Raw genomic sequence first — 25718 nt, 5'->3', positions numbered from 1 at the left:
CACCGGCCGGGGGCGGCGGGGGCCGGAGCGTCGCGGGGCGCGGGACGGCGAGGGCGGGGTGTCGGCGGGCGGCTCCGGTGGGTCTGCGGCGCACCTCTGGGAAAGTGGCAAAGAACGGAATACGCCCGCGTACTCCTGTTGATGATATGACGAATTCTTTTCGCGCTTTGGTGTGCGTACGGCCCGGACATCACAACGGTGGATTTCCACCGCTTGCGAGGAGGCCGCATGTTACAGGTCGAGCGTCTGCTGGCGGACTGTCTGGACGACGCACGCGCCGAGCCGCAGGCCGCGGTCCCCCTGACGGCGGACGGCCCCGGTTACGCGGCGGCCCGCAGGGCGTTCCTGACGGCGGGACTCCAGGCGCTGCGCGAGCACACGCCCGACGCGGGCTGGGTGCAGCTCAATGTGCCGCTGGGGGCCGGCCGGACGTACCCGTACGGGGATGTGGCCGCCGCCGCGCGGGAGTTGCTCGGCGCCGGGCTGGCCCGTGAGTTCTTCTTCATGCACAAGCCGCCCGGGCTGCGGCTGCGGTTCCAGGCCGCCGAGCCGTCCCGGGCGCGGGAGCTGCGGACCGCGCTGCGCCGTCGGATGACCCCGCCGGGCGTGGACTGCTCCTGGGCGCCGCCCGTCGCCGAGGTGTACGAACCGGAGACCTATCTCTTCGGCGGCCCCCGTTCCATGGCCCATGTGCACGCGCTGTTCACCGTCGACTCCCTGGCCTGGCTGGACCTGCACACCGGGGCCGGCGGCGAGCCGGCGCCCGCGGACTGGCGGGTGTCGCTGGCGCTGCTGGCCGCCGTCTTCGACGGTCTGGGCATCGTGGGCTGGGAGCACCGCGGGGTCTGGCAGGTCGTACGGGAGGAGACCGGGCGCCGGCTGCCGGGCGGCCTGCGCGACGAGGCGCGGCGGCACGCCGCCGACGGGATCCTCGCCTACTGGCACCAGAGCCGCGAGGCCCGCCTGGCGGCCCTGCCCGGGAGCTGGCGGGAGGTGGTCGGCCCGCGCGCGGCGGCGGTGCAGCGGGCGGCGGAGCGCTGGCGCACCCGCTACTTCGCCTCCGGCGCGGCCACGGTCGGCGCCCGCCGGGCCGCCGCCCACCACGTGATCTTCCACTGGAACCGGGGCCGGCTCTCCACGGCCCGGCAGTGCCTGCTCACGGAGGCCCTGGCCGGTGACGGTCACGAGGAGAGGGGCTGACCATGGGTCACCAAGCGGCCGGCGTGCCCGCTCCGGCGGGCGAGCGCAGGCTCGGCGGCACGGCGCTGCTGCGGGTCGCCGGGATGCCCTGCGCGGCCTGGACGGCGGCCGCCTCGCCCGGCCTGTTCGCGGACGTCGTCCGGCACGCCGACACCACGGACCGGCTCGCGGCGCTCGCCCGCGAACTGGGCGACCGGCTGGGCGCCGAGGTCGTACCGCACCCCGCGCTGCCGGCCGCCGACCGCGGCGCCGTGCTCGCGCTGCGGCGGCGGCTGCACTCCGGGGCGGCGCCGCGCGCGGCCGACCACCGCCTGCTGGAGCGCTCGCCCGCCGTGTCCGCCGCCCTCGCGGCCCGCGCCCGCGACCTCACCCGCGAGGCCGACGCCGCCGCGCGGACCCTGGCCGGCCTGGCGGAGGCGGTCGCGGCCGAGCAGGAACGCATCGCCGCGCGGGCCTGGCGGACCGCCTGCGCCAGCCCCTTCCTGGGGGCGTTCCTGGACAGCGCGGCACCGGGCCTCACCGAGGACGTCGAGGGGCGGCTGGCCGCGGGCGGGTCCTGGTCGGGCAAGCAGTTGCGCAAGCGGTCCGCCTACCTGTGGCGGGTGCTGGGCCGGGCGGCGGTGAAGACCACACCGCGCGGCTGGGCCGGCCAGGTCGCCATGCTCCCGGTGGCCCCGGTGCCCGGCGGCCCGGCGCAGCTCCTCGCGCGCGGCGCCACGCTCGGCGCGGTCGCGGCCGTCGCCGTGGAGAACATCCACCTGGTCAGGGCGGGAGCCGCGGCGCCGGACCTGCGCACCGCCGACGCGCGGACGCCGGTGGCGCCCGCGCCCCTGCACTTCACCGAACCGGCCGCCGCCCCCGCGCCCGGAAACGCCCCGGTCCAGGTGCGCTGTTACGTCGTCGATCCGCGCGAACCCGGGCGGCTGCGGCAGATCGTGCTGCGCCGCACCCCCGCCCTGGAGGGCGTCCTGGCCCTGCTCGCCGACGGCCCGCGTCCCCTGGGCGAGCTGGAGGACGCACTCGCGGCCGTGCTGGCGCCGCCCGCCGGGCCGCCGGTGGCCGCGCCCGGCGTGCTGCGCGGCTTCCTCCAGCACCTGTGCTCCCTGGGCGTGGTGCAGGTCTGCCGGACGCCCCGGCAGTACAGCGCCGGCTGGGTCCCGGCCGACGCCGTCACCGGCGTGGACGCGCTGCCGGGGCTGCCGCCGGGGGCCGGGTCCGGCGGCTGGTTCCTGGACTCCTACCGGCGGCCCGGCCCCGGCGCCCGGGTGCCGGAGCAGGCGGCCGCGCGGGTGCTGCGCGGCCTGCGGATCGCCGCCCGGATCGCCGCCCTGCGCGAGGCCGACCGGCCCGCCCCGCTCCCGGTGCACGAACGCCCCGAGTTCGCCGGGATCACCGAACAGCCCCGTCCCGTCGCCGAGTTCCTCGCGGAGCGGCTGCCCGCCGCCGCCCCGGCCCCGGCCGCCCGGCACTACGCGGGCTGGACGCCCGCCCACCACCCGGGCAGCCCCTACGCCCGCCTCCTGGACCACCTGGACACGGCCGCGCGCACCGGCGCGGCGCACGTCGACGTGGACCACGACCTGCTGGACGCGCTGGGCGCGCCCCGGCACCGGGACGCCCTGCCGTCCTGGCCGGTCGACTGCCTGCTGCGCCCGCTCGGCCCGGCCGGCGGCCGCGGACCGGCGGCCGTCCTGGAGACCGCCTCGGCCGCCGGGGTGCTCGACGCCCGGTTCGCCGGCGGACTGCGCGCGCTGTACGGCGGCTACGGCAACGGCGACGCCTACCGCGAGTTCCTCGCCGCCGTCGAACGGCGCTCCGGCGTCCGGTTCGTCGACCTGCTGGTGCCGCCGCTCGACGAGCGGTCCGCCAACGCCGTGCGCCGTCCGGTGGCCACCCGCTGGTGGACCGGCGACCCGGACCCCACGCCGTACTACGGGTCCGCGGGCGGGCACGGCCGCTACCTGCCGCTGGACCGGATCAGCCTGCGCCACTGCCGGGGGCGGATCGTCGCCGAGGCGGACGGCCGGCGCATCGTCCCCGTCTACCACGCCACCCGCTCCCCCGCCCCACCCTACGACGCCCTGGTCCGGCTGCTGCTGGCCGCAGGCCACCCCGCCGTCTCCTATCTGGTCCGCCTGGACTCGCTGGACGCCGCGCTGCCCGAGCGGGACCGGCTGCCCCGGCTGACCGCGGGCGGCGACCTCGTACTGGCCCCGGCGACCTGGCGGCTCGACCGGGCCCGGCTGTGGCAGCCGGGCGACGATCCGCTCGCCAAGGTCCGCACCCTCGCCCTGCTGCGGCGCGCCGAACGGCTGCCCCGGCACGCGTTCGTGCGCACGGCCCCCGGCGGCAAGCCGGTACCGGTGGACTTCCTGTCGCTGACCGCCGTGCACCTCGTCGAGCGGCTGTGCGCCCGGCAGGCGGGCGGCGCGCTGCTGGTGGAGGAGATGCTGCCGGCCCCCGGGGAACTGCCGCTGCGCGACCCGGTGCACGGCGGCGCGGCGGTGGCGGCGCAACTGCTCCTCCGGCTCCCGCACGACCAGCGCCCCGGTCGGCTCGCCGTCGCCGCCGCGAACGCGCTGGCCTGCGACGAACCCTCAGACGTCCCCGGCCCGCCCGCCAGGCGGCCCGCCGGGGCGGCCCACACCCGATGAGAGAGAAGGGAAAGTCCCATGACCCACACCGAACTCACCGAACTCGACGCCCTGATCAGCGACCTCGACGAGCGGATCAGCGACAGCGACCTGCCCTCGGCGTCCGCGTCGACGGCCGGCTGCAGCGGCCTGTGCACGATCATCGTGTGCGCCACGGTCGTCATCTGTGCCTGACCCGATCCCAGGAGCCGCCCGCCCGCCGGGCGGCTCCGCCCCGACGACCGACCCAGGAGCCCGTCCGATGGCGCGGAGAACCAGCTCGGCCGCCGTCCCCGGCGGCGCCGCGCGGGCACTCGCCGTGCGGTACCTGGAGCAGTGGGCCGCGGCGCCCGGGCCCGGCGGACACCCCGGCGACCCCGGGATTCCCGTCCTGGCGGAACTGACCGGGGACGGCGCCCCCGCCGCGGCGGCCGCGGTGGCCGCCTGGGCGCGCACGGCCGGACGCGGCCCGGCCCATCCCGGGCTGCACGACGGCGGCCTGGCCGGGACCCTGGTCGGACTGCGCCTGGGCGCCCGCTTCCACCCGGCGCTGGGCCCGGTGGCCGACCGGCTCGGCGCCCACCTGGGCGACCGCCTCCCCCACTACCGCACGCATGACGTCGCCTTCCCCGACTACGACCTGATCTCCGGCCCCGCCGGCACGCTGCTCGCCCTGAGCGCGACCGGGGCGGAGACCGAACGCCTGGGCCCGCTCGCCGCGCACCTCGCGCTGCTGTGCGACGACAAGGAGCTGCCCCGGCTGCGCACCGGGCAGTACGCGCACCACCCGCACCTGGCCTGGTGCCACGGCCGGATCAACACCGGCATGGGGCACGGCGTCGCGGGGGTCGCCGCCGCGCTCACCGCCGCCCTGCGCCGCGGCGCACCGGATGCCGCGCTCGCCCCCGCCCTGACCCGCGCCACCCGCTGGCTGATCCGCCGGGCCCACGACGACGACCGGTGCGTGCGCACCTGGCCCGGCGCCGACCTCGGCACCCCGCCGCCGCGCGCGGCCCAGCCCCGCCAGGCGTGGTGCTACGGCACACCCGGCGTCGCCTGGGCGCTGTGGGACGCCGCGGACGCCCTCGGGGACACGGTGGCCGCCGAGTGGGCCGCGGCCGCCTTCACCACGCTCGCCGAGCACTACGACGAGGGCTTCCACCTGTTCGGCGACTCCGCGGGCGACCGTCTCGGGCTGTGCCACGGCGCCACGGGCGTGCTGGCCGTCGCCGACTGCTTCGACCGGTACGCCGGGCTGCCCGCGGCCACCGCGCTCAAGGAACGGCTCGTGGCCCATGTGACCGCCCGTCTCACCACTCCGCCGCCCGCCGACTGGCCGGCGGACCTGCTGAACGGCCTGCCCGGGGTCCTCGGCGCGCTGCTCACCGCCGGCCACCGGGACGCGCCCCGCGCCTGGCTGGCCTGCCTGGGGCTGCGCTGAGCGTCGGGTTCGGGTGCGGGGGGAGTCAGGGCAGGCGTACTCAGTCCGTCTGAGTTCCCGCACTCAGGTGCGCCGGACGGGGTACCGGTTCTACTGGAGATCCACCGGTTCGGCAGCCCGAAAGGACGTCATGAACAGCCACACTTCCTCCCGTCCGTCCCCTCTGCTCGCGACGCTGCGCGCCCACTGGATGAGCACGGCGTATCTGGTGGTGGTCGCGGCCGTCTGCGTCTGGGTGCTGATCGACCAGACGCTGGTCAGCCACGCGGACGCGTCCTTCTCCGGTGTCTGGCCGGTGTTCCTGACGGCCCCGGTCAGCCTGCTGCTGCTCGTGCTGCCCGGCGACTCGCCCCTCGGGTACGCCGTGTGCGTCGCGCTGGGGGCGGCGGTCGACGCCTGGCTGCTGCGCCGCCTGGAACGGGCGGTCGCGGCGCCGCGCCGCTGAGGACGGGCGCGCCGCTGAGCACGGGCGCGCCGCTGAGCAGCGGACGGGCCGTCAGGGGCGCGGTCGCTGGGGGTGGTACACCGCCAGTGCCCAGATCACGAAGACGTCGAGCGCCATCATGAACAGGGACCAGACGGGCGCGTACGGCAGGAACACGAACTGGGCCACCAGGCTCACCGAGGCCAGCAGGATGCCGACCACGCGGGCCCAGGTCGCCCCGGCGAGGACGCCGCAGCCGACGACGACGGCGAGCACGCCCAGCACCAGGATGATCCAGCCCCAGCCCGTGAGGTTGATCCGGTAGATGTAGTTGTCCAGGCGTACGTACACCTTGTCCCTGGCGATCGCGGCGATGCCCTGGAGCACGAAGAGCACGCCGTCGACCACCATGAGGACGCCGGCGAAGGTGACTCCGCCGGTGACCCAGGCGCTGTTGCGGCCCGGGCGGGCGGTCGCGCTCCCGGTGCCCGGAGCCGGTGCGGCGCCCGGCTCCGGCCGGTCGCGGCCACCGGCCGACGACGACGGTTCGCTCATGACTGCACCTCTTCCTCCCGGCGGCCGCACCCGGCCGGCCGTCTGCTCCGACCCTGCGCCGCGCGGGCGGCCGGCCACCACCGGGCCTGCGCCGTCCGGGTGAGGCGCGGCGGGCCCGGCGGGCACGCCGTCGCGGGGCCGCGGCACCGAGTTGCCGTGCCGGGCCGATGCGAGAGGGTGAGGGGAGGTCCGCGAAGGGAGCTTGCGGTGGCAGCCGGTCCCGTCGACGACGCCGCGGTGCTGAACGCGCTGTTCGGCAACACGTCCCAAGGCCTGTTCGTCTTCGACTCCGCCCAGCGCGTCGTGCGGTACCACCCCACCGGGCGGGGGGTGCGGGAACTCGCCGTCGAGGACATGGACGGCCACGGCATCGACGACTTCGCGCCGGGCCTGGACCCCGGTGAGCTGAGGACCCTGATCGACGGGGTCCTCGCGTCCGGCGAGCCGGTGCGGGACCGGCTGATGCGGGGGCGGTCGCCGTCCGGGCCGCACCGGACCCTGGCGCTCGAAGTGTCGCTCTTCCCGCTGTGCGGTCCGGGCGAGGACACCACCGGAGTGGTCGGGGTGATCGAGGACGTGACCGAGCGACAGGCCGCGGCGGACCGCCTCGCCGTGCTCAGCACCGTGCACGAGGCCGTCGGGTCCACGCTGGACGGCCGGACCACGGCCGGGGAACTGGTGAAGGCCCTGGTGCCCGGCTTCGCCGACGCCGCCAGCGTCGATCTGCTGGACGACGGCCCCTGGGGCCGGGAGCGCGAGCCGGGCCCGGTGCCGCCGGACCTTCCGCTGCGCCGGGTCGCCTTCGCGCCCGCCAGCGCGGAGGCGGCCCGCCGGCAGGGCGACAGCAGGCCCTTCCCCTTCCCGACCCCGTACACCCAGGTCCTCAACGACATCCGGGCCCGCCTGGTACGCGTCGCACCGGACACGGCGTGGCTGTCCACCGACCGCGACGGCTTCGCCCCGCTGGTGAAGGCGCGGGTGCACTCCATGATCGTGGCACCGCTGGTGGCCCGGGACACCGTGCTCGGGCTGCTGAACCTGTACCGGCACCGGGCCGACCCGTTCGCGGACGCGGACCTGGACGTGGCCCGGCAGGCGGCCTCGGCGGCGTCCGCGCACCTGGACAACGCGCGCAGCTACCGGCGCGAGCACACCGTGGCCTCCGCCCTGCAACGCCGCCTCCAGCCGGGCACGGTGCCCCGGCTCTCCGCGGTGGAGACCGCCCACATCTACCTGCCGGAGAGCGCGGGCGGCGACTGGTTCGACGTCATCCCGCTGTCCGGCACCCGGGTCGCCCTGGTCGTCGGCGACGTCGCCGGGCACGGCATCGAGGCGGCGGCCACGATGGGCCAGCTCCGCGTCGCGCTGCGCGCGCTGGCCCTCCAGGACCTGGAGGCCGACGAACTGCTCACCCGGCTGGACGAGGTGGCCGCCCAGCTCGCGGCCGGCCCGTTCTCGTCCGCGTACCCGCATGTGGCGACGTGCGCGCTCACCGTCTACGACCCGGTCAGCCGGTACTGCGCCCTCGTCCGCGCGGGCCATCCCCCGCCCGTCGTCCTCGATCCCGACGGCTCGCCGCTGTCCGTGGACGTACCGGAGGGGCCGCCGCTGGGGGCGGGCGGCAAGCGCGCCTTCACCCCGGCCAGGGTCCAGCTGCCCACGGGCAGTCTGCTGGCCCACTACACCAACGGCCTGGTCGCGGCCGGCGACGGGCACGGGCGCCGCGCCCGGCGGCGGCTGGAGCACATCCTCGCCCCCACCGGACGGCCGTTGCAGGAGCTGTGCGACGCCGCCGTGTACGGCATGGCGCCCTCCCCCCACGACGACGCCGTCCTCCTGCTCGCCCGCACCCGCACGCTGCCGCCCGACCACGTCGCCGACTGGTCGCTGCCCGCCGACGCCTCCGTGGTGGCCGCGGCGCGCCGGCTGGTGGACCGGCAGCTCGCCGCGTGGGGGCTGGACGAGGCGGCGTTCACCACCGGACTCGTCGTCAGCGAACTGGTCACCAACGCCATCCGCTACGGCAGGGGGCCGATCCGGCTGCGGCTCATCCACGACAAGGGCCGGCTGCTGTCGGAGGTCACCGACGCCAACAGCACCAGCCCGCACCTGCGCCAGGCGCGCGAGGGCGAGGAGGGCGGGCGCGGCCTGTACATCGTCATGCAGCTCAGCTCCCGCTGGGGGGTGCGGCACAGCCGCCAGGGCAAGACCATCTGGTCCGAGCAGCAGCTCCAGGACACCGGGTCCGACGACGCACCGGACCCGGCGGAGGTGTGGTCGGTCTCCTAGATGTGCCGGTATCGCCGGGTGTGGGGATGCCGCCGGGTGTGCGGATACCGCGATGTGGCCGGTTGTCGTCTTGCGGTCGGCCACCCCGATGCATACAGAGCGGTTAGGTTAGGCTAACCTCAACTCCGTGCGAGCTGGTGAAGAGATACCCGCGGCCCCGGGTCCGCGCGGCCATGAGCTGTCCGCCACGGACGTCACCGTGGCCTACGACGGCGTCGACGTGGTGCACGGCGCCGCCCTGACGCTGCGTCCCGGCGAAGTGACCGTACTGGTCGGGCCGAACGGCAGCGGCAAGTCGACGCTGCTGCGCGCCCTGGCGCGCCTGCAGCGGCCCAGGACCGCCACGATCCTCGTCGACGGCGACACCGACGGCCTCGCCCTGAGCCCGCGGGAGTTCTCCCGGCGCGTCGCCCTGCTGACCCAGGGGCGGCCCACGCCCAGCGGGCTGACCGTGCGGGACGTCGTCGAGTTCGGCCGTTACCCCTACCGGGGCCGCTGGGGCCGCAGCGACCCCGGCGGCCGGGCCGCCGTGGACCGCGCCCTGGCTGTGACCGGCGTCGCGGAACTCGCCGCACGCGGCGCCGAACACCTCTCCGGCGGCCAGTTGCAGCGCGTCTGGCTCGCCTCCTGCCTGGCCCAGGAGACCGGCGTACTGCTCCTGGACGAACCGACCACCTACCTCGACCTGCGCTACCAGATCGAACTGCTCGACCTCGTCCGCGACCTCGCGGACGACCACCGCATCGCCGTCGGCGCCGTCCTGCACGACCTCGACCAGGCCGCCGCCGTGGCCGACCGGATCGTGCTGCTCGGCACCGGCCGGGTCGTCGCGGACGGCCCGCCCGAGGACGTCCTGACACCCGAACGGCTGACCGCGGTCTACGGCATCCGCATCGAGGTCGACACCGACCCCCTGACCGGCCGGCTGCGCACCCGCGCGATAGGCCGCCACCACACGCGAAACGAAAGGCTCGGCACCACCCCATGAGGCAGCACCCCGTGAGACGTCTCGTCCTGACCACGACGGCCGCCACCGCCGCCGCGCTCGTCCTGGCCGCCTGCGGCACCACCGAGCCCGCCAAGGACAGCGGCACCGCCGCGAAGAACAGCGCCGGACCCGTCACCCTCACCGACGCCACCGGCGCCCAGGTGAAGCTGGACGCGCCGGCGAAGAAGGTCGTCGGCACCGAGTGGAACGTCGTCGAGAGCCTGGTGTCCCTGGGCGTCGACCCCGTCGGCGTCGCCGACGTCAAGGGCTACCGGAGCTGGGACAGCGCGGTCCCGCTGAAGAACTCCCCCAAGGACATCGGCACCCGGGGCGAGCCGAGCATGGACACCATCGCGTCCCTGAACCCGGACCTCATCGTCGCCACCACCGACCTGTCCGCCGCCGCGCTCAAGCAACTGCGCAAGGTCGCCCCGGTCCTCGAGCTGCGCTCCGCGAACGCCGCCGACCCCATCGGGCAGATGACGAAGAACCTGGACCTCATCGCGAAGGCCACCGGCACCGCCGACAAGGCGGCCACGCTGGAGAAGCAGTTCGACGCGAAGCTCGCCGCGGACAAGAAGGCCCTGGCCGACGCCGGACTCGGCGGCGCCGAGTACGCCTTCGCGGACGGTTACGTCACCTCCAACCAGGTCTCCATCAGGCCGTACACCAGCGGCTCGCTCATCGGCGCGGTCGACGAGCGGCTCGGCCTGAAGAACGCCTGGACCGTCAAGGGCGACAAGGACTACGGGCTCGGCTCCACCGACGTCGAGGGCCTCACCAAGCTCGGTGACGTGCGGTTCGCCTACATCGGCAGCGACGACGACAAGACCAGCACGCCCTTCACGGGCGCCCTGGCCAAGGACTCGGTGTGGACGAACCTGCCGTTCGTGAAGAAGGGCGAGGTGTACCGGCTGCCCGACGGCATCTGGATGTTCGGCGGCCCCGGTTCGATGGGCAAGTACGCCGACGCCGTCGTCGCCGCCCTGACGAAGAAGTAGCGCCATGACCGTCACCGCCCCCGCCCCCACCACCCGCCCGCCGCTGTCCGCGTCCCGCAAGGGCGCCGCCGCGGTGACGGTCACGCTGGTCCTGCTGGTCGCCGCCCTGGCACTGGTGGACATCACCCAGGGCACCGCCTCGGTGGGCGCCCACGAGGTCGTCGAGGCCCTCACCGGGCGGGCCGGTGCGGGCGACGCGTCGGTCGTCGTCGCCTCCCGGCTGCCGCGGATGGCCGCCGGGCTGCTCGTCGGCGCGGTGCTCGGCGCGGCGGGCGCCGCCCTGCAGGCGGTCAGCCGCAACGTCCTCGCCTCGCCCGACACCCTGGCCGTGAACGCCGGTTCGTACCTGTCCCTCGGTCTCGCCGCCGTCACCGGCGTCTCGCTGCCGCTGATCGCCTCCTCCGGGATCGCCTTCGCCGGCGGCCTCGCGGCGGCGGCCGTGGTGCTCGGACTGTCCGGCCTCGGCGCGGGCACCGTCCGCCTCGTGCTCGCCGGCAGCGCCCTCACCCTCGGCCTGACCGCCGTCACCGAGGCGCTGCTCCTGCTGTTCCCGCAGCAGACCGAGGGGCTCTACCACTGGAACCAGGGCAGCATCGCGCAGAACGGGTTCGACGGCGTCCTCCAGATGGCGCCCATCGCCCTCGCCGGGCTCGCCGGGCTGCTGCTCGTCGCCCGCCGTGTCGACGCGCTGGCCCTCGGCGACGACGCGGCCCGCGGGCTGGGGGTCCGGGTCCGGGCCACCCGGATCACCGTCGTCGTGTGCGCGGCGCTGCTGTCCACGGCCGCCGTCACGCTCGCCGGGCCGGTGGGCTTCGTCGGCCTGTGCGCCCCCGCGCTGGTCCGCCCCCTGGCCCGCCGGCTGCGCGGGTTCTCCCGTACGCGGACGAGCGCGCCGGTGGCGGGTTTGGCCGGTGCGGTGCTGGTGCTCGGTTCGGACGTGCTGCTGCGGGCCGTGGTCCCCGCGGACACGGCCGTCGCCGTGCCGACCGGCGTCGTCACCAGCCTGGTCGGCGCGGTGTTCCTGATCGTGATGGCCACCCGGGTACGCGACACCGCCGCGGCCACCGCGCCCGACCGGCTGCGCATCCGGAGCCGGGCCGTCTTCCTGGCCACCACGGCCGTGCTCGCGGCCGTCCTGGTCGGCGTGGTGATCGCCGCCGTCCTGCTGGGCGACAGCAAGCTGCTGCTGGGCGACGTACTGAACTGGGCGCAGGGCCGGGCCGGACGGTCCGTCACCTTCGTCCTGGACACCCGGGTGCCCCGGGTGCTCGCGTCGCTGCTCGCCGGCGGCGCGCTCGCCCTGGCCGGGACGCTCGTCCAGGCGGTGACCCGCAACCCGCTGGCGGAGCCGGGGATCCTGGGGGTCTCCAACGGAGCCGCGCTCGGTGCCGTGCTCCTGGTGACGACCGTGCCGCTGGCCGGGTCGTGGAGCATGGCCGGTGCCGCCTTCGCGGGCGCCGCGGTCAGTTCCGTCCTGGTCTTCGGGCTCGCCGCCCGGGGCGGGTTCCGGCAGAACCGGCTGGTCCTCGTCGGGTTCGGTGTCGCCACCGGGGCGAGTGCGCTGATCGCGCTGCTCGTCCTGCTCACCGACCCGTTCAACGCGGCGAAGGCGCTGATCTGGCTGTCCGGCTCCACCTACGGCCGGACCCTGCCCGACGTGGTGCCGCTCGCGGTGGTCCTGGCCGTGGGCGTGGGCGTCGCGGTCGCCCGCCGCACCGAACTCGATCTGGTCTCGCTCGACGAGGACACCCCGCGGCTGCTCGGCCTGGACACGGGACGCGGGCGGCTCGGCTTCCTCGCGCTGAGCGTCCTGCTCAGCGCCACCGCCGTGGCCGCCGCGGGCACCATCGGCTTCGTCGGCCTCGTCGCCCCGCACGCGGCCCGGGCCCTGGTGGGCCGCCGCCATGTGCGGGTGGTCCCGGTCGCGGTGCTCCTCGGCTCCGTCCTCGTGTGCACCGCCGATCTGGTGGGCCGCACGGTGATCGCCCCGGCCCAGCTCGGGGCGGGCCTGATGACCGCGGTGATCGGCACGCCGTACTTCCTGTACCTGCTGGTGCGCAGCCGCCGCTGACATGCCGTCCGACGCCTGGGGCCGGTCCGCCGCTGTGCGCGGGCCGGCCCGCGGCTGTGTGCGGACGGCCGACGCGGGCCGGCCCGTGGGTGCGGCCGACGCGGTCACCCGCACCCACGCCCGCCGTTGCCCCGTACGGACCGGGCGGCGCGGCCTGTACGGGCCCGCCGTCACCCCCGTGCCCGGGGCACCACCACCGGGCTGCCGTCCCCCGGGGCGCGCAGGATGTCGGCGTCCAGGTGGTACAGCTCCTTGACGAGGGACTCGTCCACGGTGTCCTGGGGCGGGCCCTGGGCGACGACGCGGCCGTCCTTCATGGCGATGAGGGTGTCGGCGTAACGGGCCGCGGCGGCCAGGTCGTGCTGGACCATGACGACGGTGCGGCCCGCGGCGGCGACCTGGCGGACGAGTTCGAGGACGTCGACGACGTGCCCGAGGTCGAGCGCGCTGGTGGGTTCGTCGAGCAGGACGACCGGGGTGCGCTGGGCGAGCACCATGGCGAGCCAGCAGCGCTGGCGCTGGCCGCCGGAGAGCCGGTCGAGGCGTTCGGCGGCGAGATCGGCGGTGCCGGTGGCCTCCAGCGCGTCGCGCACGGCCTGTTCGTCCTCGCGGGACCACTGGCGCAGCAGGCCCTGGTGCGGGTGGCGGCCGTAGCGGACCAGTCCGGCGACGGTGACGGCCTCGGGGGCGCGCGGGGACTGGGGCAGCAGCGCGATCCGGTGGGCGGCCTGGCGCTGGGTCAGCTGCCAGATGTCCGCGCCGTCGGCGTGCACGGTGCCCGCCTCGGGGCGGTGCAGCCGGGCGACGGTGCGCAGCAGCGTCGACTTGCCGCAGCCGTTGGGGCCGACGATCGCGGCCACGTGCCCGGCGGGCACGGTCAGGTCGACGTCCTGGACGACGGGGCGGCCGGGGTATCCGGCGTGCAGGCCGCGGACTTCGAGGCCGGTGCGGGCGTCGGTCATGGGGGTGGTCATGCCTTTCCGGTGGTCCGGTCCGAGCGGAAGAGGACCCAGAGGAGGAAGGGGCCGCCGAGGACGCTGGTGACGACACCGACGGGGAGTTCGACGGGGGCGACGACCCGGGCGAGGGCGTCGGCCGCGGTGATCAGGGCGGCGCCGGTGAGCGCGGAGCCGAGGACCGGCACCCGGGTGGGGCCGCCGAGGTGTCCGGCCAGGACGGGGGCGGCGAGGGCCACGAAGGCGATCGGGCCGCCGACGCCGACGGCCAGGCCGGCCAGGGCGACGGCGAGGGCGAGCGCGGCGGCGCGCAGCCGGCGCAGGTCGACGCCGAGGCAGGCGGCCGTGTCGTCGTCGAACCGCAGCAGTTGCAGGCGGTGCCCGGCGGCGAGGGTGAACGGCAGCAGGAGGAGGAGCGCGATCAGCAAGGGGGTGCCCACGCTCCAGTCGCGGCCGCTGAGGCTGCCGGCGGCCCAGAGGAACACGCCGCCCGCCGTGTTGTCGTTCTGCCGCGACATGACGAGGTCGCCGACCGCGCCGACCACGGTGGACACGCCGATGCCGACGACCAGCACGCGGTAGCCGGCGCTGCCCGCGCCGCCCGCGCACAGCACGACGAGCACGGCGGCGGCCACGGCGCCGATCGGGCCGAGCCACCAGTGGCCGACCATGCCGGTGGAGGAGCCGGCCGCGGCGGCCACGACCGCCGCGGTGGCGCCCTCGTTGACGCCGAGCAGGTCGGGGGTGGCCAGCCGGTTGCCCGCCAGGGTCTGGGTGAGGCAGCCCGCCGCGCCGAGCGCGCCGCCGACCATCAGGCCGACGAACACGCGCGGCAGCCGGAAGTCCCGCACGATCATGACGGTGCCGGGGTCGCCGGTGCCGAACAGCCCGGACAGCGTGTCCCGCAGGCTCATCCCGGTCGAACTGGCCAGCACCGCCACCGCGATGAGCAGGACCAGCAGCGGCACCAGCACGGCCGCGGCCAGCGCGCCACGCCGCGGGAAGAGCCAGGACAGCGTCCCGGCGCGCAGCACGACGCTGTCCGGCGGGGTCACGTCCACGGCGCCCGCGGCCGGCTGCCCGGAGTCCGGGCGGGGCGCGGACGCGACGGGCCCGGCGTTCGTACCGGCCCGCGGAGCGGGCGAAGAGACGGCGGCGGCCCCGGCATCCCCGCCGGCCCTCGGTTCAGGTGAGGTCATGACGTGGCTCCGGCGGTGGACAGGCGGGAGGAGCGGGCGATCCAGACGAGCAACGGGCCGCCGACGAAGGCCAGGAGCACGCTGACCGGAGTCTCCCAGGGGCGGATGACGACGCGGGCGAGGACGTCGGCGAGGATCATCACATCGGCCGCGATCAGCGCGGACAGGGCGAGTTGGGCGCCCATGCGCGCTCCGGCCACGGCACGGGCGGCGTACGGGGCGAGCAGGCCGAGGAAGGCGATGGGGCCGGCCACGGCGACCGCGCAGCCGGCGAGGAGCGAGACCGCGCCGGCCACGACCAGCCGGACCCGGCCGGGGTGGTGGCCCAGCGAGCGGGCGCTGTCGTCGCCGAGGCCGAGCGCGGACAGCGGGCGCGCGCAGCCGAACGCGAGGAGCAGGCCCACGGCGACCAGCGGCAGCAGCGGCAGCAGGTCCGAGGTGCGGACACCGGCGAGCGAACCTATCGTCCAATAGCGGTAGACGTCGAAGGTGGACTGGGTGCCGAGCAGGACGTAGGAGGTCATACCGTGAAAGGTGGCACCGAGCGCGGAACCGGCCAGCACCAGCCGCAACGGGGACCCCGCGGCCCGGCCGCTGCCCGCCAGGAGAAGGACCACCGCGCTCGCGGCCATGCCGCCGCACAGCGCCCACACCAGCAGCGCCGGGGTGGACTCGGCGCCGAAGAACGTGAGTCCGACCACGACGGCGAAGGCCGCCCCGGAGTTCACGCCCAGCAGTCCCGTCTCCGCGAGCGGATTGCGGGTGGCGGCCTGGAGCAGGCACCCGGCGGTGCCGAGGCAGACGCCGACCAGGACCGCGGCCAGGGTGCGCGGCAGCCGTACGTCCACGACGGCCAGCCTGAGTTGGGGGTCGTGGCGGGCGGAGTCCTGGCCGAGCAGGTACTCCCAGGCGCGGGCCGGTGAGCTGGATCCCGTGCCGACGAGCAGGGAGAGCAGGACCAGGGCCAGCAGCAGGACGAGGAGGACGGCTGTCACCCGGACGGCGTAACGCGGGCCGGAATGCCGGTCCACGGACTGTCCGGATCCCGACTTCATCAACGGCCCCCTCGATATGAGCATATGGTTAGCCTAACCTAAGTGGCCGTCCCGTCAGGTGTGGGGCCGTCCGTGCGCCCGCAATGTCCGGGTGCCGGCGGTTCCGCATGCCTTGAGGGCGTACGGCTCGCCGAATTGTGACCCGAACCCGCGGGTCACGACACTCGAACAACGGAGATTTCAGGCCATGATGCCGCCCCGCACATCCACCCCCGGCACCCGTCGAGCCGCCGCCACGGCCCTGGCCGTCGCCTGCGGCCTCGCCCTGAGCGCCTGTGGTTCCTCGGACGACGCCTCTTCCCCGGGCGGGTCGGACAAGGGCGGCTCGACGACGGTCACCGACGCGACCGGTGCGAAGGTGCAGGTGCCGGCCGCGCCGAAGCGGGTCGTCACCCTCAGCGAGATGGACCTGGACTCCGCGCTGACGCTCGGTGTCAAGCCGGTCGGGCTGACCGCCGGACGCGGCCAGAAGGGCGCCCCCGGCTACCTCGGCGCACAGGCCGCGGGCATCCCCGTGGTCGGCGCGGTGACCGGGCCCGACATCGAGAAGGTCGTCCGGGCCAAACCCGATGTCATCCTCGCCGGGCAGCTCGCCGACGAACAGGTGCTGGCGCAGCTGAAGAAGATCGCGCCCACCGTCGTCACCATCGGCGGCGACAAGAGCTGGAAGGACTCCCTCACGCTGACCGGGCAGGCACTGGGCAAGTCCGACGAGGCCAAGAAGTTCCTCGCCGACTACGGCACCAAGGCCGCCGCGCTGAAGAAGGACCTCGGCGCCAAGGCCGGCGCGACCGTCTCCGTCGCCCGCTACTCCGCCAAGGGCACCGCCGTGATGCAGCAGGGCGTGTTCATCAGCGATGTGCTGGGCGACCTCGGCTTCAAGCGGCCCGGCATCCAGAACAAGAAGGGCGAGGGCCACTCGACGCCGATCAGCGACGAGAACCTCAAGGAGATCGACGGCGACTGGCTGTTCATCGGCACGCTGACCTCCACCGGACAGGACGCCCAACTCCTCGGCCAGCTCGCCAAGAAGCCCGCGTACCAGCAGCTCAAGGCGGTCCGCGACGGGCACGCCACCGTCATCGACGGCTCCAAGTGGACCAGCCTCGGCGGCGCCCAGGCGGCCGTCTCCGTGCTGGACGACATACGGAAGGCCATGGTCAAGTGAGCACCGGACACGAACTGACAGGGCGGCTCGCGCTCGTCACGGGCGCCGGCCGGGGCATCGGCGCGGCCGTCGTGACGGCGCTCGCCGCACAGGGCGCCCGGGTGCTCGCCACCGACCTGGACCCCGCCGGCGCCGAGGCCCTGGCCGCCGAGCACGGGGACCGGGTCACCGTCCGCCCCCTGGACGTGACGAACCCCGCGGCCGTGGAGAAGCTGGTCGCCGAGGCCGAGGACACGCTCGGCCCGCTGGACATCGCGGTCAACGTCGCCGGCATCCTGCGCGGCGCGCCCGTGGTCGACCTCGACGACGCCGACTGGTCGGCGGTGTTCGCGGTCAACACCGACGGCGTCATGCACGTCTCGCGGGCCGCGGCCCGCCGCATGACCGCCCGCGGCCGGGGCAGCATCGTCACCGTCGCCTCCAACGCGGCCGGTGTGCCGCGCAGCGGCATGGCCGCCTACGCCGCCTCCAAGGCCGCCGCGGTGATGTTCACCAAGTGCCTGGGCCTGGAGGTCGCCGCGCACGGTGTGCGCTGCAACACCGTCTCCCCCGGCTCCACCCTCACCGACATGCAGCGCGCCATGTGGGAGGGCTCCCCCGACGGCCCCGAGCGCGGCCGGCAGGCCGTCATCGAGGGTGACCTGGCCACCTACCGCACCGGCATCCCGCTGCGCCGCATCGCCGAACCCCGCGACATCGCGGACGCCGTCGCCTTCCTCGTCTCCGACCGCGCCCGGCACATCACCCTGCACGACCTGTACGTCGACGGCGGCGCCACCCTGCGGGCCTGACCGCCCGCCACCGTGCCCCCTCCCCCAGCCTCCACCAGCCAGGAGACTCCATGACCACCTCCCTGAGCGAGCCCGGGCTCTTCGCCGGCTCCGCCCCCACCGCCCTGGCCCCCGGTGCCTCCGTCGCCCTCCTCGACGCCTACCGCGCCGGCACCGACCGCTTCCTCGCCACGCCCCGGCGCACCCTGCTCGCGCACGGCACCGCCGCCGAAGTCCCGCACGACGACAGCCCGTTGCCGCAGCGCGTGCACGGGCTGCTGAACCGGCTGCGCCGCCCCGGCCGGCCAGCTCCGCTGGTCCTTGGCGCCGTCCCGTTCCTGCCCGGCGCGCCGTGCGCCCTGGCCGTCCCCGAGACGCTGCGCACCGCGCCCGCCCTGGGCGAGGACCCGCTGATCGCGCTGCCCGCCCAGGACGCCGCCGACGGCAGCGGCTGGCAGCTGCGCGAGCACCCCGCGCCCGAGGAGTACGCGGCGGCCGTGGCCGCGGCGGTGGCGCGGATGCGGGCCGGCGAGTTCGACAAGGTCGTCCTCGCCCGCACCCTGGAACTGACCGCGCCCGAGGACCCGGACCTGCCGGCCATGCTGAACCGGCTGGCCCGCCGCGACCCGACCGGCTACACCTTCGCGCTGCCCAGCGCCCCCGGCCGCACCCTGATAGGCGCCAGCCCCGAACTGCTCGTCGCCCGGCAGGGCGGCCGGGTGACCGCCAACCCGCTGGCCGGGTCCGCGCCGCGCAGCGCCGACCTGGCCGAGGACGTGCGCCGCGCGGTGGCGCTCTTGGAGTCGCCCAAGGACCTGCACGAGCACGCGGTCGTGGTGGACGCCGTACGGCGGGCGCTGGCCCCGCTGTGCGCCCGCCTCGAAGTGCCCGAGCGGCCCACGCTGGTGCGCACCGCCACCATGTGGCACCTGTCGACCACCGTCACCGGTGAGATCGCCGGCGACCATGTCACCGCGCTCGACCTGGCCTCGGCGCTGCACCCCACCCCGGCGGTGTGCGGCACGCCGACCGACGTGGCGCGGGACGTCATCGCCGCGTCCGAGCCCTTCGACCGCGGCGCCTACACCGGCATGGTCGGCTGGCAGGACGCGGACGGCGACGGCGAGTGGGTGGTGACCATCCGCTGCGCCGAGGCCGAGGGCCGCACCCTGCGGCTGTTCGCGGGCGCGGGTGTGGTCGCCGAGTCCTCGCCGGAGGCGGAGACCGCGGAGACCGCCGCCAAGTTCCGTACGTTCCTGGACGCCGTGGGGGCCGCGCTGTGACCGCCGACGCCCTCACCCCCTCGGTGGACGCGCCCACCTGGCCGGACGCCTTCGCCGAGCGCTACCGGGCCGCCGGGTACTGGCGCGGCGAGACGTTCGGCGGGATGCTGCGCGAGCGCGCCGCCGCCCACCCCGGCCGGACCGCGCTCGTCGACCCGGCGCCCGGGCGCCGCACCTGGACCTACCGGGAGCTGGACGAGGCCGCCGACCGGATGGCCGCCGGGTTCGCCGCGCGCGGCATCGGCCGCGGCGACCGGGTCGTGGTCCAGCTGCCGAACATCGGCGAGTTCCTGGAGGTCGTCTTCGGCCTGTTCCGGATCGGCGCGCTGCCGGTGTACGCGCTGCCCGCCCACCGGGACACCGAGATCGGCCACTTCTGCGCCTTCTCCGAGGCCGTCGCGTACGTCATCCCGGACGTGCACGCCGGCTACGACCACCGGGAGCTGGCCGGCCGGGTCCAGGCCCAGGTGCCGGGCCTCAAGCACGTGTTCGTGGCCGGTGAGCCCGGCGCGCACACCGCGCTGTCCGAGGTGCCGTGCGAGCCGTCGGGACCGCCGGCCGGCCCGGCCCCGCACGAGCTGGCGTTCCTCCAGCTGTCCGGCGGGACGACCGGCGTGTCCAAGCTGATCCCGCGCACCCACGACGACTACCTCTACTCGCTGCGCGGCTCCAACGAGATCTGCGGCGTCGACCAGGACACCCGCTTCCTGGTCGTGCTGCCCGCCGCGCACAACTTCCCGATGAGCAGCCCTGGCTGGCTGGGCGTGCTGTACGCGGGCGGCACCGTCGTGCTGTGCCCCAAGCCCGACCCGGCGACCGCGTTCGAGCTGGTCGAGCGGGAGCGGATCACCATGACCGGCCTGGTCCCGCCGCTCGCCCTGGTGTGGACGGAAACCGCCGCCGGCGGCGGCGCCGGACACGACCTGTCCAGCCTGGAGCTGATCCTGGTGGGCGGCGCCAAGTACAGCGAGCAGGCCGCCCGGCGCCTGGCACCGGCGCTCGGCTGCCGGCTGATGCAGGTGTTCGGCATGGCCGAGGGGCTGGTCAACTACACGCGGCTGGACGACGATCCGGAGACGGTCGTCAGCACGCAGGGCCGGCCCATCTCGCCGGACGACGAGATCCGTATCGTGGACGACGCCGACCAGGAGGTGCCCGAGGGCGCGTTCGGGCACCTGCTCACCCGCGGCCCGTACACCATCCGCGGCTACTGGCGGGCGCCCGACCACAACCGGACGGCGTTCACCGAGGACGGCTTCTACCGCACCGGCGACATCGTGCGCCGCACCCCGAGCGGCCATCTCGTCGTCGAGGGCCGGGCCAAGGACCAGATCAACCGGGGCGGCGAGAAGGTCGCCGCCGAGGAGATCGAGAACATCATCCTCGCCCACCCCTCCGTGCACGACGTGTCCCTGGTCGCCGTGCCGGACGAGTACCTCGGCGAACGCACCCTCGCCTACGTCATCCTGCGCGAGGGCGCCGAACCGCTGAAGTCGGTCGCCGTCAAGCGGTTCGTCCGCGAACGCGGCGTCGCCGCCTACAAGGTCCCCGATCTCGTCGAGTTCGTCGATGCCTTCCCGCAGACCGGCATCGGCAAGGTCAGCAAGAAGCAGCTGCGTTCGACCGCCGAGCAGCGCTGAAAGGCCCCTCCCCATGGCACTTCCCCGTATCCCCTCCTATCCGCTGCCGACCCCGGACGAGCTGCCCGCGAACCGGGTGTCCTGGACCGTGGACCCGGCGCGCGCCGTGCTGCTCGTGCACGACCTCCAGCAGCACTTCCTGTCCGCGTTCCCGGCCGGCGCCGAGCCGCTGGCCGGCATGCTCGCCAACACCGCCCGGCTGCTGAAGGAGGCCCGCCGGCTCGGTGTGCCGGTGGTGTACTCGGCGCAGCAGGGCGGGCAGAGCCCCGAACAGCGCGGGCTGCAACTGGACTTCTGGGGGCCCGGCGTGGCCGACGACCCCGAGAAGCTGGCGATGCCCGACGCCGTGGCGCCGGAGCCGGGGGACGTCCGGATCACCAAGTGGAAGTACAGCGCGTTCGCCCGCACCGACCTGGCGGACCGGATGCGGGACCTGGGCCGCGACCAGCTGATCGTGGTCGGTGTGTACGCGCACATCGGCGTCATGATGACGGCCGCCGACGCCTGGTCGCGCGACATCCGGGCGTTCGTCGTCGCCGACGCCGTCGCCGACTTCTCCCGCGAGGACCACGACATGGCCCTGCGCTGGGCCGCCGGCCGCTGCGCGGTCGTCACCACCACCGACGAGCTCTTCGAGGAGGTGTGAGCGGCATGGCCCTCACGCTGGAACAGATCCGTGCCGACGTCGCCGACTGCCTCGGTGAGGACCCGGCGGACATACCCGAGGACGAGAACCTCGTCGACTACGGCCTGGACTCGGTGCGCATCATGGCGCTGCTGGAGCGCTGGCGCCGCGACCACGGGGTCACGGCGGACTTCGCCGACCTCGCCGAACAGCCCGCGGTGAAGCCGTGGGCGGTCCTGCTGGGGGTCTCATGACCGCCCTGCTCACGGACGGCGCGGCCGCGCCCGGCGCCGCTGCCGCCGTCCTGCCCCTGACCGCGGCCCAGTCGGGCATGTGGTACGCGCAGGCCCTCGACCCGCTCAGCCCCGCGCAGAACACGGCGGAGTGCCTGGAGATCGAGGGCCCGCTGGACGCCGGCCTGTTCGCCGGGGCCCTGCGGCAGGTCGTCGCGGAGAGCGACGCGCTGCGCGTGCGCGTGCAGGACGGCCCGCAGGGGCCGCGCCAGCACCTGGCGCCCGTGGTGAAGCTGCCGCTGACCGTCGAGGACCTGCGCGGCGTCCCGGACGCGGAGCGGCGGGCCGAGGCGTGGATGCGCGCCGACCTGGCCGAGCCGTGCGACCTGGCGTCCGGGCCGCTGTTCCGGCACGCCCTGTTCCGCGTCGGTGACGAGCGCTGGCTGTGGTACCAGCGCATCCACCACCTCGTCATGGACGGCTACGGCTACTCGCTGCTGGTGCGCCGCACCGCCGAGGTCTACAGCGCGCTGGCCCGCGGCGAGCAGGTCCCGCCGTCCCGGTTCGGCCGGCTGGCCGATCTGGTCGCGGACGACGCGGCCTACCGGGCCTCGGAGGGCCGCGCCGCCGACCGCGCGCACTGGGCGCAGGCGTTCGCGGACCGGCCCGAGGCGCCGCGCCTGGCAGGCCGGGGCGCGCTGCCGCGGCGGACGTTCCGCCGGCGCAGCGCCCGGCTGGCCCCCGAGGCCACCGAGCGGCTGCGGGAGCTGGCGACGTCGCTGCGGGCCACCTGGCCGGACGTGCTGATCGCCGCGCAGGCCCTGTACGTCTCCCGGGCGACCGCCCGCCAGGACGTGGTCCTCGGCCTGCCGCTGATGGGCCGCATGGGCTCGGCCGCGCTGCGCGTGCCGGCCATGGTGATGAACGTGCTGCCGCTGCGGCTGACCGTCACCCCGGAGGCGACCTTCGCCGAGCTGGTCCGGCAGGTGGTGCTCGGCATCCGCGAGGTCCGCCGCCACCAGCGCTACCGCTACGAGGACATCCGCCGCGACCTCGGCCTGCTCGGCGAGAGCCGGGGCCTGGTGGGCCCCTTGATCAACGTCATGCCCTTCGACTACGCGGTGGAGTTCGCGGGCGCGCCCGCCCGGGCCCGCAACCTGTCCGCGGGCCCGGTCGAGGACCTCACCGTCAACGTGTACGACCGCGCCGACGGCCGGGGCCTGGCCATCGACCACGACGGCAACCCGGCCCTGTACGACGACGCGGACCTGGCCGCGCACCAGGAGCGGTTCCTGCACCTGCTGGACCGGATCGCGCACACCTACCCGCACCAGCCCACGGCCGGTCTCGGCATCGCCACCCCCGACGAACTCACGCTCGTCGTCGACGAGTTCAACCGGACCGCGCGGGAGGTGCCCGCCACCACCCTGATCGGCCCGATCGAGGCGAGCGCGCAGCGCACACCCGACGCCCCGGCCCTGGTGTTCGGGGACACCACCTTGACGTACGCCGAACTCGACGCGCGCGCCAACCGGCTGGCCCACCACCTCCAGAAGCTGGGCGCCGGGCCGGGCGACGTGGTCGCGGTCTCGGTGCCGCGCTCGGTGGAGCTGATCGTCTCGCTGCTCGCGGTGCTCAAGGCGGGCGCCGCGTACCTGCCGCTGGACCCGGACTATCCGGCGGCCCGGCTCGCGTACATGCTCAAGGACGCGGCGCCGGTCTGCGCGATCACCGACCGCGCGGACCGCCTGCCCGAGGGCACCGGCACCCGGCAGGTCGTCTGGGACGGTCTCGACCTCTCCGGCGCCGCCTGGGTCAACCCGCCGCGCGCCCTGACGCCCGCTCACCCGGCGTACGTCATCTACACGTCCGGCTCCACGGGCCGCCCCAAGGGTGTCGTGGTCTCGCACCGGGCGATCGACAACCGGTTGCGGTGGATGCAGGACGCCTATCCGCTGACCGGGCGGGACCGGGTGCTGCAGAAGACCCCGTCGTCGTTCGACGTGTCCGTCTGGGAGTTCTTCTGGGCGCTGCGGGTGGGCGCCACCCTGGTCGTGGCCGCGCCCGACCTGCACAAGGACCCGCTGGGCCTGGCCCGGCTGATCCGCGAGCAGTCCGTCACCACCTGCCACTTCGTGCCGTCGATGCTCCAGGTGTTCCTGGCCGAACCGGAGTCGGCGGGCTGCGCGTCCGGGCTGCGGCGGGTGTTCTGCAGCGGCGAGGCGCTGCCCCGGGAGACCGCGCAGGCCTTCGCCCGCGCCCTGCCCGGCGTGGAGCTGCACAACCTGTACGGCCCGACGGAGGCCGCCGTCGACGTGACGTACCACGCCTGCGACCCGGCGGACTCCGGTCCGGTGCCGATCGGCCGCCCGGTGTGGAACACCCGGCTCTACGTCCTCGACGCCGCCCTGCAGCCCTGCCCGCCCGGGGTGCCCGGCGAACTGTTCCTGGCGGGCGTCCAGTTGGCCGACGGCTATCTGGGCCGGCCCGAGCTGACGTCGACCCGGTTCGTCGCCGACCCGTTCGGCGCGCCCGGCCGCCGGATGTACCGCACCGGCGACCTGGCCCGCTGGAGCGGCCAGGGCGAGGTCGAGTACCTCGGCCGCACCGACCATCAGGTCAAGCTGCGCGGCCAGCGCATCGAACTCGGTGAGATCGAGGCCGCGCTCGCCGCCCAGGAGGGCGTGGACGGCGCCTGCGCGCTGGTGCGCGAGGACCGTCCCGGGGAGCAACTGCTCGTCGGCTACGTCACGGGAGGCGCCGATGCGGCGGCCGTCCGGGCGGCGGTCGCCCGCGACCTGCCCGAGCACATGGTGCCGTCCGCGGTGGTGGCGCTGGACGCCTTCCCGCTCAGCCCCAACGGCAAGCTGGACCGGCGCCTGCTGCCGGAGCCCGTGTTCACCGGGGCCGGCCGGGGCCGGGAGCCCGCCGACGAGCGGGAGAAGGCCCTGACCCGGCTGTTCGCCGAGGTGCTCCGGGTCGACCGGGTCGGCCCCGACGACCTGTTCTTCGACCTGGGCGGCACCTCGCTGCTCGCCACCCGTCTGGTGGCCCGGGTCCGGGAGGAGTTCGGCACCGAGCTGACGATCGGCTCGCTGTTCGAGGCACCGACCCCGGCGGCGCTGGCGGCCCGTCTGGCCACCGCCGCGCCCGCCGCGGGCGACGCGCTGGGCGTCATCCTGCCGCTGCGCGCCGGGACCGGCCGGAGGCCGCTGTTCGCGATCCACCCGGCGGGCGGCCTGTCCTGGTGCTACGCGGGACTGTCCGCCCGGCTCGGCCCCGAGCAGCCGCTGTACGGTGTCCAGGCCCGCGGCCTGGGCGGCGACGAGCCGCTGCCGCGCACCCTGGAGGAGGAGGCCGCCGACTACGCGGCCCGGATCCGCGAGACGCAGCCGCACGGGCCGTACCGGCTGCTGGGCTGGTCGGTCGGCGGGGTCCTCGCCCACACGGTGGCCGTCCTGCTCCAGGAGGCCGGCGAGCGGGTCGACCTGCTGGCGCTGCTGGACGCCTTCCCGGCCGAGCAGTGGCGCGAGCGGCCGGCGCCGGAGGAGGGTGACGCGCTCACCGCCGTCCTGCGCATGGCGGGCTTCGACCGCGCCGGGGAACGCACCCGCGAGGACGTCCTGGCCACCCTGCGCCGGGCGGGCAGCCCGCTCGCCGGACTGGGCGAACAGACGCTGTCGCGGATCGTGGACATCGTGCCGAACCACGCGCGGATGATGCGCGAGCACCGGCACCGGGCCTTCGACGGCGACATGGTGTTCTTCACCGCCGCCGCGCCGCGCGCCGAGGACTGGCTGGAGTGGGCGGCCTGGCGTCCGCATGTGCGCGGTGCCGTCGCCGCCCACGACCTGGACTGCACGCACCCGCAGTTGCTGGGTGACCCGCACCTGGACACCGTCGCCTCGGTCCTGGCGGCCCGGCTGAAGGAGCTAGACGCATGACCGGCACCACCGGCCCCTTCGACGCGCCCGCCGAGGAGCACGACAGCCACCTCGTGCTGGCCGGCGGCGACGGCTCGCTGTCCCTGTGGCCGGCCTGGCGAGCCGTGCCGCCCGGCTGGCACCCGGTGTTCGGGCCCGCGCCGCACGCCCGATGCCTGGACCGGATCGGCGCCGGCCGGCCGTGAGCACACCCGAGGGCCGGCGGCGGCCCCGGGGAGACCGGGGCCGCCGCCGGCCCTCGCG

The 25718-nt window shown here is 75.6% G+C and carries 21 protein-coding genes; 17 read left to right on the top strand and 4 right to left on the bottom strand.

Annotated features, from left to right (window positions below):
- The first annotated feature begins 228 nt into the window (after positions 1–228).
- From ABZ858_RS11750 to ABZ858_RS11730, 5 genes are all read left to right on the top strand, one after another.
- On the top strand, positions 229–1200 hold the full coding sequence (locus tag ABZ858_RS11750) for a thiopeptide-type bacteriocin biosynthesis protein (protein ID WP_361375255.1): 972 nt from the start codon (positions 229–231) through the stop codon (positions 1198–1200).
- Positions 1201–1202: 2 nt separating this feature from the next.
- Positions 1203–3854 carry a lantibiotic dehydratase gene (locus ABZ858_RS11745; protein ID WP_361375253.1) on the top strand — a complete coding sequence of 884 codons (2652 nt, stop codon included), beginning with the start codon at positions 1203–1205 and terminating at the stop codon, positions 3852–3854.
- An 18-nt stretch (positions 3855–3872) separates the two neighbouring features.
- Positions 3873–4028 carry a hypothetical protein gene (locus tag ABZ858_RS11740; protein WP_361375251.1) on the top strand — a complete coding sequence of 52 codons (156 nt, stop codon included), beginning with the start codon at positions 3873–3875 and terminating at the stop codon, positions 4026–4028.
- A gap of 67 nt (positions 4029–4095) precedes the next feature.
- Positions 4096–5274 (top strand): lanthionine synthetase LanC family protein, encoded by a 1179-nt coding sequence (locus ABZ858_RS11735; RefSeq protein WP_361375249.1) that lies wholly within the window; start codon positions 4096–4098, stop codon positions 5272–5274.
- A gap of 130 nt (positions 5275–5404) precedes the next feature.
- Positions 5405–5719 (top strand): hypothetical protein, encoded by a 315-nt coding sequence (locus tag ABZ858_RS11730; RefSeq protein ID WP_361375247.1) that lies wholly within the window; start codon positions 5405–5407, stop codon positions 5717–5719.
- 51 nt (positions 5720–5770) lie between these two features.
- Here the strand turns inward: ABZ858_RS11730 and ABZ858_RS11725 are convergent, their stop codons facing one another.
- On the bottom strand, positions 5771–6253 hold the full coding sequence (locus ABZ858_RS11725; protein WP_361375245.1) for a hypothetical protein: 483 nt from the start codon (positions 6251–6253) through the stop codon (positions 5771–5773).
- A gap of 207 nt (positions 6254–6460) precedes the next feature.
- Between ABZ858_RS11725 and ABZ858_RS11720 the strand changes: the two genes are divergently transcribed.
- The 4 genes from ABZ858_RS11720 (at position 6461) to ABZ858_RS11705 (ending at position 12602) form a co-directional block, all read left to right on the top strand.
- A complete protein-coding gene (locus tag ABZ858_RS11720; RefSeq protein ID WP_361375243.1) occupies positions 6461–8542 on the top strand; it encodes a SpoIIE family protein phosphatase in 2082 nt (693 codons plus the stop codon).
- A gap of 127 nt (positions 8543–8669) precedes the next feature.
- A complete protein-coding gene (locus tag ABZ858_RS11715; RefSeq protein ID WP_361375241.1) occupies positions 8670–9530 on the top strand; it encodes an ABC transporter ATP-binding protein in 861 nt (286 codons plus the stop codon).
- Between the two features lie 11 nt (positions 9531–9541).
- Positions 9542–10531 carry an iron-siderophore ABC transporter substrate-binding protein gene (locus ABZ858_RS11710; protein ID WP_361375239.1) on the top strand — a complete coding sequence of 330 codons (990 nt, stop codon included), beginning with the start codon at positions 9542–9544 and terminating at the stop codon, positions 10529–10531.
- A 4-nt stretch (positions 10532–10535) separates the two neighbouring features.
- Positions 10536–12602, top strand: coding sequence for an iron ABC transporter permease (locus tag ABZ858_RS11705; protein WP_361375237.1), 2067 nt, complete (start codon positions 10536–10538; stop codon positions 12600–12602).
- A 170-nt stretch (positions 12603–12772) separates the two neighbouring features.
- Here ABZ858_RS11705 and ABZ858_RS11700 read toward each other — a convergent pair whose 3' ends face one another.
- The 3 genes from ABZ858_RS11700 to ABZ858_RS11690 are packed head-to-tail and all read right to left on the bottom strand — an operon-like array spanning position 12773 to position 15752.
- Positions 12773–13576 carry an ABC transporter ATP-binding protein gene (locus ABZ858_RS11700; RefSeq protein ID WP_361375235.1) on the bottom strand — a complete coding sequence of 268 codons (804 nt, stop codon included), beginning with the start codon at positions 13574–13576 and terminating at the stop codon, positions 12773–12775.
- Positions 13573–14757, bottom strand: a complete 1185-nt coding sequence (locus tag ABZ858_RS11695) for an iron ABC transporter permease (RefSeq protein ID WP_361375233.1) — start codon at positions 14755–14757, stop codon at positions 13573–13575. The genes ABZ858_RS11700 and ABZ858_RS11695 overlap by 4 nt, the downstream gene beginning before the upstream one ends.
- Positions 14754–15752: an iron ABC transporter permease gene (locus ABZ858_RS11690; protein WP_361375231.1), complete on the bottom strand. Its 999-nt coding sequence runs from the start codon at positions 15750–15752 to the stop codon at positions 14754–14756. The genes ABZ858_RS11695 and ABZ858_RS11690 overlap by 4 nt, the downstream gene beginning before the upstream one ends.
- Positions 15753–15999: 247 nt before the next feature.
- Between ABZ858_RS11690 and ABZ858_RS11685 the strand changes: the two genes are divergently transcribed.
- Genes ABZ858_RS11685 through ABZ858_RS11650 form a run of 8 tightly spaced genes read left to right on the top strand, consistent with a single transcriptional unit; the run spans position 16000 to position 25660 of the window.
- Positions 16000–16980: an iron-siderophore ABC transporter substrate-binding protein gene (locus ABZ858_RS11685; RefSeq protein ID WP_361375229.1), complete on the top strand. Its 981-nt coding sequence runs from the start codon at positions 16000–16002 to the stop codon at positions 16978–16980.
- Positions 16977–17771: a 2,3-dihydro-2,3-dihydroxybenzoate dehydrogenase gene (locus tag ABZ858_RS11680; protein WP_361375227.1), complete on the top strand. Its 795-nt coding sequence runs from the start codon at positions 16977–16979 to the stop codon at positions 17769–17771. The genes ABZ858_RS11685 and ABZ858_RS11680 overlap by 4 nt, the downstream gene beginning before the upstream one ends.
- A gap of 50 nt (positions 17772–17821) precedes the next feature.
- Positions 17822–19033 carry an isochorismate synthase gene (locus tag ABZ858_RS11675; protein ID WP_361375225.1) on the top strand — a complete coding sequence of 404 codons (1212 nt, stop codon included), beginning with the start codon at positions 17822–17824 and terminating at the stop codon, positions 19031–19033.
- A complete protein-coding gene (locus ABZ858_RS11670) occupies positions 19030–20673 on the top strand; it encodes a (2,3-dihydroxybenzoyl)adenylate synthase (RefSeq protein WP_361375223.1) in 1644 nt (547 codons plus the stop codon). Before ABZ858_RS11675 ends, ABZ858_RS11670 begins: the two co-directional genes overlap by 4 nt.
- 13 nt (positions 20674–20686) lie before the next feature.
- Positions 20687–21319, top strand: coding sequence for an isochorismatase family protein (locus ABZ858_RS11665; RefSeq protein WP_361375221.1), 633 nt, complete (start codon positions 20687–20689; stop codon positions 21317–21319).
- Positions 21320–21324: 5 nt separating this feature from the next.
- The gene (locus ABZ858_RS11660) at positions 21325–21552 is read left to right on the top strand and encodes a phosphopantetheine-binding protein (RefSeq protein ID WP_361375219.1); all 228 of its coding nucleotides are present in this window, start codon (positions 21325–21327) and stop codon (positions 21550–21552) included.
- Complete coding sequence (locus ABZ858_RS11655) at positions 21549–25475, top strand: amino acid adenylation domain-containing protein (protein ID WP_361375217.1); 3927 nt, start codon at positions 21549–21551, stop codon at positions 25473–25475. Before ABZ858_RS11660 ends, ABZ858_RS11655 begins: the two co-directional genes overlap by 4 nt.
- Positions 25472–25660 (top strand): MbtH family NRPS accessory protein, encoded by a 189-nt coding sequence (locus ABZ858_RS11650; protein ID WP_361375215.1) that lies wholly within the window; start codon positions 25472–25474, stop codon positions 25658–25660. The genes ABZ858_RS11655 and ABZ858_RS11650 overlap by 4 nt, the downstream gene beginning before the upstream one ends.
- The last annotated feature ends 58 nt before the right edge of the window (positions 25661–25718 follow it).

The organism is Streptomyces sp. NPDC047017 (assembly GCF_040644175.1).
In the GTDB taxonomy this organism is placed as follows: Bacteria; Actinomycetota; Actinomycetes; order Streptomycetales; family Streptomycetaceae; genus Streptomyces.
Note: the sequence above shows the minus strand (reverse complement) of the source record. Positions and strands in the feature narration are given on the sequence as shown.

Coding starts and splice junctions, on each gene's coding strand:
- ABZ858_RS11750 (WP_361375255.1), top strand. CDS start 229: ATGTTACAGGTCGAGCGTCTGCTGGCGGACTGTCTGGACGACGCACGC.
- ABZ858_RS11745 (WP_361375253.1), top strand. CDS start 1,203: ATGGGTCACCAAGCGGCCGGCGTGCCCGCTCCGGCGGGCGAGCGCAGG.
- ABZ858_RS11740 (WP_361375251.1), top strand. CDS start 3,873: ATGACCCACACCGAACTCACCGAACTCGACGCCCTGATCAGCGACCTC.
- ABZ858_RS11735 (WP_361375249.1), top strand. CDS start 4,096: ATGGCGCGGAGAACCAGCTCGGCCGCCGTCCCCGGCGGCGCCGCGCGG.
- ABZ858_RS11730 (WP_361375247.1), top strand. CDS start 5,405: ATGAACAGCCACACTTCCTCCCGTCCGTCCCCTCTGCTCGCGACGCTG.
- ABZ858_RS11725 (WP_361375245.1), bottom strand. CDS start 6,253: ATGAGCGAACCGTCGTCGTCGGCCGGTGGCCGCGACCGGCCGGAGCCG.
- ABZ858_RS11705 (WP_361375237.1), top strand. CDS start 10,536: ATGACCGTCACCGCCCCCGCCCCCACCACCCGCCCGCCGCTGTCCGCG.
- ABZ858_RS11700 (WP_361375235.1), bottom strand. CDS start 13,576: ATGACCACCCCCATGACCGACGCCCGCACCGGCCTCGAAGTCCGCGGC.
- ABZ858_RS11695 (WP_361375233.1), bottom strand. CDS start 14,757: ATGACCTCACCTGAACCGAGGGCCGGCGGGGATGCCGGGGCCGCCGCC.
- ABZ858_RS11685 (WP_361375229.1), top strand. CDS start 16,000: ATGATGCCGCCCCGCACATCCACCCCCGGCACCCGTCGAGCCGCCGCC.
- ABZ858_RS11675 (WP_361375225.1), top strand. CDS start 17,822: ATGACCACCTCCCTGAGCGAGCCCGGGCTCTTCGCCGGCTCCGCCCCC.
- ABZ858_RS11665 (WP_361375221.1), top strand. CDS start 20,687: ATGGCACTTCCCCGTATCCCCTCCTATCCGCTGCCGACCCCGGACGAG.
- ABZ858_RS11660 (WP_361375219.1), top strand. CDS start 21,325: ATGGCCCTCACGCTGGAACAGATCCGTGCCGACGTCGCCGACTGCCTC.
- ABZ858_RS11655 (WP_361375217.1), top strand. CDS start 21,549: ATGACCGCCCTGCTCACGGACGGCGCGGCCGCGCCCGGCGCCGCTGCC.
- ABZ858_RS11650 (WP_361375215.1), top strand. CDS start 25,472: ATGACCGGCACCACCGGCCCCTTCGACGCGCCCGCCGAGGAGCACGAC.